The sequence below is a fragment of the Nocardia sp. NPDC049737 genome (genome assembly GCF_040674755.1).
GTDB lineage: Bacteria > Actinomycetota > Actinomycetes > Mycobacteriales > Mycobacteriaceae > Nocardia.
The window spans coordinates 210,823-222,839 of the sequence record NZ_JBFANH010000007.1; the positions used below are offsets into that span (position 1 = coordinate 210,823).

Consider the following 12,017-nt stretch of genomic DNA (forward strand, 5'->3'; position numbering starts at 1 on the left):
GACGGCAGGGTCGTGCCCCTAGAGCCAATCGGGGCAGAATGGTTTGCGTATGGAGCCAATCGAACTTGCCGACCGGCTCGGTCGCTGGTCCGCCGACCGAGGACCGCTGTATCTGCTGTTGGCCGGGCGATTGCGGACGTTGATCGATGACGGTGAGCTGCGGTCGGGCCTGCGGTTGCCGCCCGACCGCAGGCTCGCGAAAGCACTTGCGGTGGGGCGCAGTACGGTCGTTGCGGCCTACGACCTGCTCAGTGTGGAGGGGCGGGTGGTGCGCCGACAGGGTAGCGGCACCCGGGTCGCGGGACCGGGAGCGCTCCCAGCCCGCGAGACCACCCATTCTCCGGCTTTTCTGCAGCTGCTCGAACCGGACGCCGATGTCATCGCGCTCGCCTGTGCCGCCCCCGCGACACCGCCGCCCGAGGTGGCTCAGGCGTATCAGCACATCCTGCCCGAACTCGCTGCCGCCGAAGGCGACATCGGGTATCGGCCGACCGGACATCCGCTGCTGCGCACGACGATTGCCGATCGATACTCGGCACGTGGCGTGCCGACCGATCCGGAGCAGATTCTCGTCACCGGTGGGGGACAGCAGGCGCTGTCCTTGCTCGCCCGCGCGCTGCTGCGGCCCGGCGACCGGGTACTAGTGGAGGCGCCGACCTATCCCGGTGCGCTGGAGGCGTTTCGGGAGGTCGCGGCGATGCCGCGGACAGGCCCGGTGGGCCTGGGCGCGGTGACCCCGGCGGCGCTCGCCTATGTTGTGGCGACCTACCAGAACCCCACGGGGGCAGTGCTTCCCGCGCTGGCTCGGCGGACACTGGTCGAGTCGGCGAGAACGGCCGGGGTGCCGTTGATCGACGACGAGGTGCTGACCGAACTCGGATTCCCGGGGACCGATCCGCCACCACCGCCGTTGGCTGCCCACGACGAGTCCGTGATATCCATCGGTTCGCTCAGCAAGATCGTCTGGGGTGGACTGCGTATCGGCTGGGTGCGTGCCCCGATCCCGGTGATCGCCCGGTTGGCCCGGCTGCGCGCCGTGCACGATCTCGGCGGCAACATTCCAGCTCAGTTGGCCGCTGCCTGGCTACTTCGCAACCTGGATCCGCTGCGCGAGCGAATTGTGCGGCAGCGCAAGGAAAGTCACGATCTTCTGGTGACCGAGCTGGCCGAGCGCCTACCGGAATGGGAGGTCCCCACGGTGTCCGGCGGTCAGACACTGTGGATCCGGCTGCCCCACGGGGACGGCACCTCGTTCGCCCAGCGCGCCCTGCGGCACGGTGTCGCGATCCTGCCCGGCGCCGGTCTCGACGCCTCCGGCGGCAGCATCGACTACATCCGAATCAGCTTCGTCGCCGATCCCGGCAACCTACGCGAGGCCGCACGCCGCTTGGCCGAGGCATGGCGGAGCTACGAACCACCTGACCAGCCCGCTCCGGCAGCACCACCACTTGCTGTCTAGACCGATTCGCGGGGACTTATTCGGTCTGGTCCGCTGGGCGCTTCGGCAGAAGAAAGACGACAATGCCCGCTATGACAGCGATGACGAACGTCCCGAAGGAGGCGACGGCAAAAGCATGGCCGGCGGCGGCAACCCTGCCGACTGCCGCGGGATGAAATGAGCTGAAGTAGACCGCTCCGATAACGGCTACACCTAGCGCGCCGCCACACTGCTGAGCCGTGGACAACGCCCCGGACGCGACACCTGCCGACTCCGGCTCGACGCGGCTCAGCACTGTGTTGAGCGCCGGCGTGATGACCAGTCCGCCACCGGCGCTCTGCAGAACGAGGGTGGGGATCACCAGCAGGGCAGTGATCCGCGGGCCGGACACCAGCAAGAGGCCGGTCGCCAGGTAACCGCTCGCCAACATGATCGCCCCAACCTCCAGGACCCGTCGTCCATACTTCGGGATGATCCGGCTCGCTACCATGCTGAACACGAAAAATGCGATGGCCGCCGGCGTGTAGACCAGGCCCGCGCCGAGTGCCGACATACCCAGGCCTTGCTGCAGCGTTACCGACAAGGCCAGGTAATACGAGTAGATCAGCGCGTACAGGGTCAGGACGAGAATGATCCCGACCGAGAAGGAGTGCTGTCTGAACAGGGTCAGCGGTACCAACGGATCTCCGCCCCGCCGTTCCAGGCCCCGCTCGATCGCGACGAACAAGCCGAACGCGACCGCGCTGCCCGCGAAGCAAGCCCAGACCCACCCTGGCCACCCGGCCTCCTGCCCCTGGATCAGCGGGAGCACCAAGAGGAATAGTGCGGCGCTGAGCACCAGGACGCCGGGCATGTCCAGCTTGCGAGTGGCGGCTGAGCCTGTCTCCGGTACATATCGGAGGGCGAGCGCGAACATGACAATTCCGATCGGCACGTTCACCCAGAACACCAGGCGCCAGCCCGAGTCGAACAGATCGGCGCCGATCAGCAGTCCGCCGATGATCTGTCCGCCGATGGTGGCCATACCTATGACGATGCCGAGCACGCCGTATACGCTGTGCCGCCGCGCCGCCGGCACCAGCACCGTGACGTACGCGAACACCTGGGGAACCATCAACGCGGCTCCTAGGCCCTGGACGACACGAGCGGCGATGAGGCTGCCTGCGTTCGGTGACAGTGCGCAAACGACTGATGACAGCGTGAAAAGGGCCACCCCGAGAAGGAAAATCCGCTTGCGGCCGTACCGGTCGGCGACGCGCGTAGCGGCAATGATGAAGACCGCGTAACTCAGCTGATAACCCGCCATGACCCACTGGACATCGCCGGCGGAGGCATGCAGGTCCGCCACGATCGAGGGGTCGGCGACCACGACGATGAACGAGTCGAGAACAGCGATGAAAAGGGCGGTCAAGACAACCGATATCGTCATCCACGGAATGGCGTCAGCTTCCGCGGCCACTACCGGCTGGATAGCTGATTGCTGACTACTTGCCACGATAAGAGACCTCTTATTCGTCGGGGTTTATCGTCCTAGGGAATTAGCCAGCTTCTTGACCACCTCGGCCGCCATAACGGCCTGCCCGGAAGTCGAGAAGTGGATGCGATCCGCACTGAGCAGGTTGTCGCGGTCGTTGATCGGGTGATCCCACATGTCCACCACGACGGCGTCGTATTCGGAAGCCAGCCCGCGCACGATCTCGTTGACCGCGGCGATCCGATCCGGCCAGTCAGGGAAGACCGGGACGACATACGCCCTGCCGAGCGTAAAAGTGGTCAGCAAGGCGCCGGTCCCCTTCGCCAGGTCGTACATCTGCCGAAGCGTTCGCTCTATCTCGCCGAAGTCCGGCCTGCGCCGCACGATGTCGTTGGCCCCGCATGGCAGGTGGAGCAGGTCCGGGGAGAACTCGAGCATCCGGGCCGCCTGGTTCTCGAGCGTCTGGGCGGTTGTTGCCCCGATCTCGGAGACATTGAGGTAATCCAGATCCGACCGGACAGCCAGTAAGACCTCGGCAACCCGGTCTGACCAGCCCTGATTCTGGTAGCCGGGGGTGGGGTCGCCGGTTCCCGCCGAAAGGCTGTCGCCGATAACGGCATACCTGCCCCACGGGGCCTCGGTCAGCAATGCCACGGCATCCGCCCGGTCGAGGCAGAACGGGTCGGTCGCCTCGGTGAAAGTGTGTTGCTCCATACAGAAGAACATACGGTCGATCGTATGTTTTCTCAAGCGTGAATATCACGGACGGAGTCGTGGAGATTCGGAAGGTGTTGGAACTCATCACCGTTGGTGATAACCGAGCTTGCCGCCAGTGTCCGGTCATGCGGAGAAGCGCGTCGGTACAGTAGGTGTCCGATCCGGGAATCGATATCGGGTCGGGCGGCGGGGAATTCAGGACACCGATGAAGCGCCGCGAAGACCGCCGGAATCGGGCGAGCTGCCACTTCCGGTTCGAGTTCGGTGTGCGAGCACGTCCGGGAAGTCGAACATCGCGACCAGCGCCGGATCGTGAAGCGCGATCACGCGGGAGACGCCGGTAGGAGTTGGGGCCAGCACCACGATGCCGTTTGCCCGGAATACACCGTCGGCGTCCCGGTAGTAGATGACGGCGGCGGGCTGGCCGTTGGCTGTGGTGGCGAGCATCCGCCAGCTGCCCGGCGTGCCGAGCACGTATGCGTCGAGCATGTGGATGCAGCTCATCCGGCCCGCGTACCACTCGCGGAATGGCGTCGCCTCCAGCGTGGCGTCCGTGCGCAGCACTTGTTCCAGCAGACCGGCATCGGAGTGTTCGAATGCTGCGATGTAGCCGTCGAGTAGTGCACGTGCGCGCTGGTCGGTCGGTTCGAGCAGTTCCTCGGATGCGGGCTCGAGTTCGTCCAGCCGGGCGCGGGCGCGCTGCAGACCGCTCTTGACCGCCGCCGTCGTGGTGCCGAGAATCTCCGCGGTTTCGGCCGCGGAGAACGCCAGCACCTCGCGCAGGATGAGAATCGCGCGCTGGCGGGCGGGTAGGTGCTGCAGGCTGGCGATGAGTGCCAGCCGTAGCGACTCGCGCGCGATCACCGCCGCGGCCGGATCGTCGGCGGGCGGGGCGATCCACCCGTCCGGCAACGGTTCCAGCCACGAAACCTCGCCCGGCGCAACGTGACTCGGCTGGCGATCGGGTCCGTCGTATGGACCTGCCAGCCCCGAGGGCAGCACCCGGTTCCGGCGCGGCTGCAACGCCGTCAGGCAGACATTGGTGGCGATCTTGTAGAGCCAGGACCGAATCGACGCGCGGCCCTCGAATCCGGCATAGGACCGCCACGCTCGAAGATACGTTTCCTGTACCAGGTCCTCCGCATCGTGGGCCGAGCCGACCATGCGGTAGCAGTGCGCCAGCAACTCCCGGCGGAATCGCTCGGTTTCGGCGGCGAACCGGTCCTGGTTCGCCGCCTCGAGCGCGTCCGCCGTCATGCCGCGAGTTTAAGCCGCGGCCGGGCGGTCGGACTCGCGATGACATCCCAGTCGTCCACCAACAGGTGTTCGTCTCGGGGCGTCCACTCGTGGTCGGCCGCCGGAACCTTCAACCACCCCCGGTACGTCTCAACTCCCGCCGTGGATTGCCTGCTTGCCATGCACTGCTCCTTGTCCCGATCGATCCCGCCGCTCGGGACCGTTGCCCATTACGACCGGGACGCTGTTGCGAAGGAATCGAAACCCAGGTCAGCGGGCGCTCAGGGCAGTAGCGCCAATTTGCCGGTGGTGGCGCGGGATTCCAGTTCTGCGAGGACCTTCGGGCCGTCGAACAAGTCGTAGACGGTGGGGCGGACGGGGGTGAGGACGCCAGCGGAGATGAGCGCGGACAGCTCACCCATGAGCTCGCCGAAGATCTGCGGTGCAGCCTGGCTCAACACGCCGATGTTGAGTCCGATGATGTGGACCTGATGCTTGTACACCAGCTCCCAGTTGGTGATCGCGGCTTCACCGCCTGCCACGCCGTAGACGACGATCCGGCCGGTGATCCGCTTGGTCGCGGCCAGGCTGGCGTCGAAGGTGGCGCCGCCGGCGGACTCGAGCACCAGATCGGCGCCGAGGCCGCCGGTCAGCTTCAGTACCTCAGCGGCCAGGTCCTCGATGCGGGAGTCCAGGACGTGGTCGGCGCCGAGTGCCCGCACCGTCTCGTGCTTGCCCGGCGAGGCAGTGGCGATGACCGTCGCACCGTAGTGCTTGGCCATGATCACCGCGGCCTGGCCGGTCGCGCCCGCCGCGGCATGGATCAGCACGGTCTCCCCCGTGGCGATGCGGCCCACAGGCCTGAGCGCGGCCAGCGCGGTGGGCCAGTTCACGACCAGGCCCAGCGCCTGCTCGGCACTCCAGTCCACCGGTACCGGCACCGCCGCGGCCGCGGGCAGGATCATGTACTCGGCGAAAGCCCCGTCGCCGACGCCGATAACGCGGGCACCCGGCTGCGGGCCGGTCACCGCCTCGCCCACCGCCACGACCTCTCCCGCTGCCTCGAAACCCGCCAGATACGGTGGCTGCGGGCCGCCGAGGAAGGTGCCATAGGCCCTCGATATATCGGCGAAGTTGACACCAGCGGCCTCGACCCGGATCAGGATCTCGCCCGGGCCGGGCACCGGTACCGGCGCGTCGGTGATCAAACACATATCCTGCGGACCCATCAGCGAGGTCTGCTGCAGGGCGCGCATAGTGCTGGGAATACGCACGGCAATCAACTCTCTTTCTCGGCTTGCCTCGTCGCGGTCGGTGCCGCACCGTCGACATGTAGACATCGGCCAACTCAGAAAGGAATCGGCGGCCGCGGGTCGTCGTAGGTACACGAGGCGGAGGTCGTGCAGGGCATCGGAGGCGCGTGTGCCGACCATCCCGCGTTCAGCGCGTCCGCAGTCGATTCGCAACAGCGCCGACCTCCCAACATCCGGCCAGCGCAATCCCCGCCCGGGCGGGCACCGAGCCGTTACCAGAAACCAGCACCCTGCCGAACAACCCTCGATACGGCACCGGCCAGTCGAACCGCGCTCCAACATCAGCACGCGCAGCTCGTCGCACGCGGCGCCGATGAAGCACTCGCACGACCCGCCGAGGCGCCGTCGTCGCGTCCCGGTGATACGCGCGCATGCCTGCAGTACGGCTACCCCGAACCTGACGGCAGTGAAGTGTTCGGATCGGCCACAACTGGGCAGCCTGCGGACGAGGTTCGCTGGGTGCGGCTACCGAAGAGTGTTCAGCTCGTCGGCGAACAGCAGGGCGGGGTCGAACTCCATTCCGGTGAAGTGTCCGGCGAGTTCGAGGGAGAGGACGCCGTGGAGTCGGGTCCAGAAGGATATCGCGTGGCGCAGGGTCGTGACCGGTACCGAGTGGTCGGCGGCCCACCGGCGATGGTGTTCGAGGTGGGCGTCGAACGGTGTCGTCGGCTTGTCCGGGGACAGCGCGGAGAATGCCTCGATCAGCATCGTCATGATTTCGTTCGAGATCTCGGTGGTGTCGTCGGGGGCGTGGTATCCGGGGATGGGTGTGCCGTAGATGAGGAAGTAGCGCTGAGGATCGGCCAAGGCCCATTCCCGTAGCGCGTTGGCAAGCACGGCCACGTCGGCGCCGGAGTCTCGAGCCGCGCGCAGGGTGTCGGCGAGGCTGCGGTAGGCGTCGCGAATGAGTTCGGTGATCAACTCGTCGCGGCTGGCGAAGTACCGGTACAGCGCGGGACCGCTCACCCCCACCTGTTTGGCGATCGCGTTGAGCGACAATGCCGACGCGCCTGCCGTAGCGATCTGCTCCCGGGCGCACTGCTTGATCTCCGCCCGCATCTGCACTCGATAGCGCTCTCGCGGGCTCTTCGCACCGGTTTCGGTCATCGGCAACTCCTTCCGGCAGTACCCGCCGCCATCCAGTTAGAGGCTATCACTTTTGCTCTTGCTTCTCACAAAATGCAGTTATAAGGTCTAACTAAAGCAAGAGCCACTAACAAGGAGTAGCGCCATGACCGATACTCGCCCGTCCAGCACACCGAAGGCGCAAGCCGAGGCCGCCACCCGCCGCCGCGGGCGAGCCGCCCTGATCGGGATCGCGCTGACCGCCGCGATTCTGGGAACCACCGCCAGACCGGCCCTCGCCGACGGCCCCACTGCGGACGCGACACCACTGACCTGCGACGGGGCGGGCATCGATCCCGCCGCACCGATCCACTATCGGACCGAGATCCTGATCAACGCGCCACTGGACACCATCTGGAACCTGCAGACCGATGTGGAACGCTGGCCGTCCTGGCAGAAGCCGGTCACCAGCATGAAGCGCCTCGACTCGGGACCACTGCAGGCTGGTTCGCAGTTCCGGTGGACCACTCCCGCCCCCGCCACCGCCACCACCCCCGCGACCACCCTGACCATCACCTCCACCGTCCAGCAGTTACAACCCGAACGGTGCATCCGCTGGAGCGGCCCGGCGATCGGTGACGGGATGCGCATCGACGGCGGCATCCATGTCTGGACCTTCACACCGATGGAGGGCGGCGTCCTGGTGCGCACCGAGGAGAACTGGAACGGAGCCCAGGTCGAAGCGGACGTACCGACCTCCACCCACTTTCTCGGCGCCGGTCTGGAAGCCTGGCTGGCCGACCTGCGGACCGCCGCCGAGGGATAGAAGACGACGAACCCCGGGCGCTCGGAGCACCCGGGGTTCGTCGTGGTTGTCTCAGGCCGCAGCGCAGGCCGGGCGCAGCGTATTCATCGCCGGGCGGTCGGCGAGGGAGACCTCCGTGCTGTGCGCGGTGAAGGCATCGCCGATCAGCGGGAATTGGGTCAGCGCCGCACCGGAATCCTGCACACCGCTGCGGCCGAGGACGGTGCCGAGGATTTGGCGGCTCATTATGCCGAGATCGGCGAGTGGGCGGTTGCGGTGGGTGCGCACACCCAGATTCACCTGACCGATCGCGGATAGGCCGAGGCGATCGTAGGTGTCGAGGAGCAGGCCGATCTCCACGCCGTAGCCGGGGGCGAACGGTACCGAGGTCAGCAATTCGCGGGTGCCGGCGTATTCGCCGCCGAGCGGCTGCAGCACCTGCGACAGTTCCGGACGTAATGCGGCGAGCAGCGGACGGGCCACGAGTTCGGTGACGCGACCGCCACCGTGCGCGTCAACGGCACCGGCCTGCCGCAGCGGCCTGCGGTAGTAGGCCTTCACCAGATGCATATCGTCGACCAGCAGCAGCGGGCCGAGCAGCTTCGGCACGAAGGCCGGATCCGGGTCGATGAGATCGGAGTCGACGAAGGCGATGACATCGCCGCTGGTCACCGCCAGCGACCGCCACAGCACCTCGCCCTTGCCCGGCATCGGATCGAGTTCGGGGACGGCCTGTTCCCGACTGATCACCTCGGCGCCCGCGGCGAGCGCGCGTTCGGCGGTGGCGTCCGTCGATCCGGAATCGAGCACGATCAGCTCATCGACCAGCGTGCCCAGCAGCGGTCGAATGCTGGCCACCACATCGGCGACGGTGTTCTCTTCATTCAGCGCGGGCAGCACCACCGAGACGGTGCGTCCGCGCTTGGCGGCGATCAGTTCCTCGACCGTCCAGTCCGGGGTGTCCCAGGTATTCGTCGTCGCCCAGAGCGGGCTGTCGTGGTGGTGGAAATTCATACCAGACCTCGCAGGGTTCGTGCGGGGGGCCGGATGCCCTGTATCGCGGCGATCATGTCCACGACGCGCCGGGTTTCGGCGACCTCGTGCACTCGGAAGACTCGGGCGCCGGCGGCCGCCGACCATGCTGTTGCTGCCAATGTGCCCTCCAACCGTTCGGATAGACCGACACCTAAAGTCTCCCCGATAAAATCCTTGTTGCTCAGCGCCATCAAGACTGGCCATCCGGTATTTACAAGAATGTCTATTCCCCGCAACAACTCGATCCCGTGGTAAGTGTTTTTGCCGAAATCATGGGTCGGATCGATCAGAATCGAATCCTTGCGAACCCCGGCCGCAACCGCATCTTCTGCGGCGCGGCGCACGGTTTGCGTTACTTCTGCCACCACATCGGCGTAGCGCACCCGATGCGGCCGGGTGCGCGGGACTGCCCCACCGGTATGGCTGCACACGATGCCCACGCCGCGATCGGCGGCCACGCGCACCAGATCCGGATCGGCGCCCGCCCAGGTGTCATTGATCAGATCCGCGCCGGCGGTGACGGCGGCCTCGGCAACCTCGGCGCGCCAGGTATCGATGCTGATCAGTAGCTCCGGATACTTTTCCCGGATCGCCGCGACGAACGGGACCACGCGGCGGGCCTCTTCCGCCGCGTCGACCAGCGTGCCCGGACCGGCCTTCACCCCGCCGATATCGACTAGATCGGCGCCCTCGTCGACGGCGCGCGCGACCGCGTCCATGGCGGCCGCGTCGGTGAAGGTGGCGCCCTGGTCGTAGAAGGAGTCGGGGGTGCGGTTGACGATGGCCATGACCAGCGCCCGATCCGTCGCCACCGGCTTGCCGCACAAGGTGGGAAGCGGCGCTGCGGTGGGGCTGAACATGCACCCGACTGTACCTAGTCCTGTAACACGCCCCCACGGAACGGGTTGTGGACGGCACATTCTTGGGACGCGCAACAACGGGATCGGCGAGCACCTGGGTAACTCGTCGCATGCACCCAATCCGCCGCCGAACGATCGGCCTAGCGCATCGTGCAGATAGCTTGCCGCGCCACCCGCTCCGGCTGCTCGACGAGCGCAGTGACATGGCCGTCGATGCGGCGTGGGCGCGCACCATTCGACTGCGTTCGAGGTAACCCTCGAACCAAGGCTCGATACAGCAGGAGCAATCTGGACGCAGCGCTAGTTCTTGGGGGCGCGGGCTGCGGCGACGTCGGCGGCGTATTCGTCGTAGGCCGGGATGTAGCCGTCGGCTCGACCGGCGAGCACATATAGCTGGCTGTCGGCATCGGATTCGTAGCCCTGCTTGCGGAGTTCGACCTTGCGGCTCTTGAAGGTGGAGGTCTGCTCGAGCTCGGCGACGACCCGGATGAACAGTGGGACCGCATAGCCGGGCAACCGGGAGTAGGCCAGTTCGGCGAGCGCGCGACCGTCGAATTCGGCATCCGGGTACAGCGTCACCGCCGCCATGCCCGCCTTGCCATCGGTGCCCGGGATATCCACGCCGAAGACAACTGCCTGCGAGATCGCGTCGGATTCGGCGAGCACACCCTCGACCTCGGTGGTTGCGACATTCTCACCCTTCCAGCGGAAGGTATCGCCGAGCCGATCGACGAATGCGATGTGATGCCAGCCCTGATCACGGACCAGATCGCCGGTGTCGAACCAGACGTCGCCGTCGGTGAAGCCATCGCGGACCAGCTTCGCCTCGGAGGCGGCCTTATCGGTGTAGCCGTCGGCGGGCGAGCGATCGGTGACCTTGGCCAGCAGCAGACCGACCCCGCCGCCCGGCACCCGGCGCAGCCGACCGTCCTTGTCGCGCTTGGCCTTTCCGGTCGCGTCGTCGTATTCGACGATGGCATAGGGCAGCGGCCCGAAGCCCGCGGTGCGATCCACCCCGAAGGCGTTGACGAAGGCGATATTCACCTCGCTGGCGCCATAGAACTCGACGATCCGACCGATGCCGAAGCGGCTCTTGAACTCGTCCCACAGCTCCGGCCGCAGACCATTGCCGACGGCGAGCCGGACCCGGTGCTGCCGATCGGTCGCCTTGCCCGGCTGATTGACCAGATAGCGGCAGAGTTCACCGATGTAGATGAACGCGGTGGCCTGCTCCCGGATGATGTCGTCCCAGAACCGGGAGGCGGAGAACTGCCTACCGAGCGCGAAGGTGCCGCCCGCGGCGAGCACCGACGACAGCGCGACGGTCAGTGCGTTGTTGTGATAGAGCGGCAGGCAGCAGTACAGCGTGTCGTTGCCGTTCAGGCGAATTCCGAGTCCGCCGAGACCGGACATGCTCTTGGTCCAACGTAGATGGGTCATCACGCTGGCCTTGGGCAAGCCGGTGGTGCCGGAGGTGAAAATCAGGAAGGCACGTTCCTTGGCGGTGATCTGCGCGCAACTCGCCGGATCGGCCGGGTCTGCGTCCTCGGCCGCCTCGTGCAGCTCCTGCGAAAAGACCACATTGGCAAGGGGTTCGGCGAGGGAGTCCAATGCTGCCTGGCATTCCTCCCCGACCACATTGAGCACGCTATCGAGTAGCCCGAAGCTATGGGCGAGCACCTGGTCGCGCTGGTGGTGGTTCAGCAGGCCGACCGTCGCACCGAGTTTCACGGTGGCCAGCGCCACGAACAGGGTTTCCGGACGATTGGTCATCAGCACGCCGACCACGTCACCGCGCTGCACGCCACGGTCGGCCAGCACCCGCGCGTACCGGTTCACCTGGGCGTTGGCCGCGCGGTAGCTGAAGGTTTCGCCCTCGTACTTCAGGAACGGCCGGTCCGGATGCCGGTGCGCGTTGCGCTGGAAGTACAGACCGACCGAGGATTTGTCATCCGGCCCCACCAGCATGCCGAGCGCGCCGCGCAGCATGGACGGTGCGTCCAATGCCATGAGCGGCAACCGCTTCGCGATATCGAATAGGCTGACCTTCGGGCGGGCGCCAGTGCTCACTGCG

11 protein-coding genes are annotated in these 12,017 nt (G+C 66.5%); 2 read left to right on the forward strand and 9 right to left on the reverse strand.

Going from position 1 to position 12,017, the window contains the following annotated elements; genetic code table 11:
- The first annotated feature begins 49 nt into the window (after window positions 1-49).
- Window positions 50-1,459 (forward strand): PLP-dependent aminotransferase family protein, encoded by a 1,410-nt coding sequence (locus AB0J47_RS12595; protein ID WP_364344380.1) that lies wholly within the window; start codon window positions 50-52, stop codon window positions 1,457-1,459.
- Between the two features lie 16 nt (window positions 1,460-1,475).
- On the opposite strand, the gene AB0J47_RS12600 is transcribed toward AB0J47_RS12595, so the two are convergent.
- From AB0J47_RS12600 to AB0J47_RS12625, 6 genes are all read right to left on the reverse strand, one after another.
- A complete protein-coding gene (locus AB0J47_RS12600; RefSeq protein ID WP_364344383.1) occupies window positions 1,476-2,867 on the reverse strand; it encodes an MFS transporter in 1,392 nt (463 codons plus the stop codon).
- 93 nt (window positions 2,868-2,960) lie between these two features.
- The gene (locus AB0J47_RS12605; protein WP_364344386.1) at window positions 2,961-3,626 is read right to left on the reverse strand and encodes an SGNH/GDSL hydrolase family protein; all 666 of its coding nucleotides are present in this window, start codon (window positions 3,624-3,626) and stop codon (window positions 2,961-2,963) included.
- Between the two features lie 198 nt (window positions 3,627-3,824).
- Window positions 3,825-4,886 (reverse strand): RNA polymerase subunit sigma-70, encoded by a 1,062-nt coding sequence (locus tag AB0J47_RS12610; protein ID WP_364344389.1) that lies wholly within the window; start codon window positions 4,884-4,886, stop codon window positions 3,825-3,827.
- Window positions 4,883-5,047: a hypothetical protein gene (locus AB0J47_RS12615; RefSeq protein WP_364344392.1), complete on the reverse strand. Its 165-nt coding sequence runs from the start codon at window positions 5,045-5,047 to the stop codon at window positions 4,883-4,885. The genes AB0J47_RS12610 and AB0J47_RS12615 overlap by 4 nt, the downstream gene beginning before the upstream one ends.
- Before the next feature lie 99 nt (window positions 5,048-5,146).
- Complete coding sequence (locus AB0J47_RS12620) at window positions 5,147-6,139, reverse strand: zinc-binding dehydrogenase (RefSeq protein WP_364344395.1); 993 nt, start codon at window positions 6,137-6,139, stop codon at window positions 5,147-5,149.
- Window positions 6,140-6,643: 504 nt separating this feature from the next.
- Window positions 6,644-7,285, reverse strand: coding sequence for a TetR/AcrR family transcriptional regulator (locus AB0J47_RS12625; RefSeq protein ID WP_364344398.1), 642 nt, complete (start codon window positions 7,283-7,285; stop codon window positions 6,644-6,646).
- A 124-nt stretch (window positions 7,286-7,409) separates the two neighbouring features.
- On the opposite strand from AB0J47_RS12625, the gene AB0J47_RS12630 reads away from it, so the two are divergent.
- A complete protein-coding gene (locus tag AB0J47_RS12630; protein ID WP_364344400.1) occupies window positions 7,410-8,069 on the forward strand; it encodes an SRPBCC family protein in 660 nt (219 codons plus the stop codon).
- Between the two features lie 51 nt (window positions 8,070-8,120).
- On the opposite strand, the gene AB0J47_RS12635 is transcribed toward AB0J47_RS12630, so the two are convergent.
- The 3 genes from AB0J47_RS12635 to AB0J47_RS12645 form a co-directional block, all read right to left on the reverse strand.
- A complete protein-coding gene (locus AB0J47_RS12635) occupies window positions 8,121-9,062 on the reverse strand; it encodes a glucosyl-3-phosphoglycerate synthase (protein WP_364344402.1) in 942 nt (313 codons plus the stop codon).
- Window positions 9,059-9,943, reverse strand: a complete 885-nt coding sequence (gene folP / locus AB0J47_RS12640) for a dihydropteroate synthase (protein WP_364344404.1) — start codon at window positions 9,941-9,943, stop codon at window positions 9,059-9,061. Before folP ends, AB0J47_RS12635 begins: the two co-directional genes overlap by 4 nt.
- 300 nt (window positions 9,944-10,243) lie before the next feature.
- Window positions 10,244-12,013, reverse strand: coding sequence for a long-chain-acyl-CoA synthetase (locus AB0J47_RS12645; RefSeq protein ID WP_364344407.1), 1,770 nt, complete (start codon window positions 12,011-12,013; stop codon window positions 10,244-10,246).
- Between the last annotated feature and the right edge of the window lie 4 nt (window positions 12,014-12,017).

Coding starts and splice junctions, on each gene's coding strand:
- AB0J47_RS12595 (WP_364344380.1), top strand. CDS start 50: ATGGAGCCAATCGAACTTGCCGACCGGCTCGGTCGCTGGTCCGCCGAC.
- AB0J47_RS12600 (WP_364344383.1), bottom strand. CDS start 2,867: ATGACGATATCGGTTGTCTTGACCGCCCTTTTCATCGCTGTTCTCGAC.
- AB0J47_RS12605 (WP_364344386.1), bottom strand. CDS start 3,626: ATGGAGCAACACACTTTCACCGAGGCGACCGACCCGTTCTGCCTCGAC.
- AB0J47_RS12610 (WP_364344389.1), bottom strand. CDS start 4,886: ATGACGGCGGACGCGCTCGAGGCGGCGAACCAGGACCGGTTCGCCGCC.
- AB0J47_RS12615 (WP_364344392.1), bottom strand. CDS start 5,047: ATGGCAAGCAGGCAATCCACGGCGGGAGTTGAGACGTACCGGGGGTGG.
- AB0J47_RS12625 (WP_364344398.1), bottom strand. CDS start 7,285: ATGACCGAAACCGGTGCGAAGAGCCCGCGAGAGCGCTATCGAGTGCAG.
- AB0J47_RS12630 (WP_364344400.1), top strand. CDS start 7,410: ATGACCGATACTCGCCCGTCCAGCACACCGAAGGCGCAAGCCGAGGCC.
- AB0J47_RS12635 (WP_364344402.1), bottom strand. CDS start 9,062: ATGAATTTCCACCACCACGACAGCCCGCTCTGGGCGACGACGAATACC.
- folP (WP_364344404.1), bottom strand. CDS start 9,943: ATGTTCAGCCCCACCGCAGCGCCGCTTCCCACCTTGTGCGGCAAGCCG.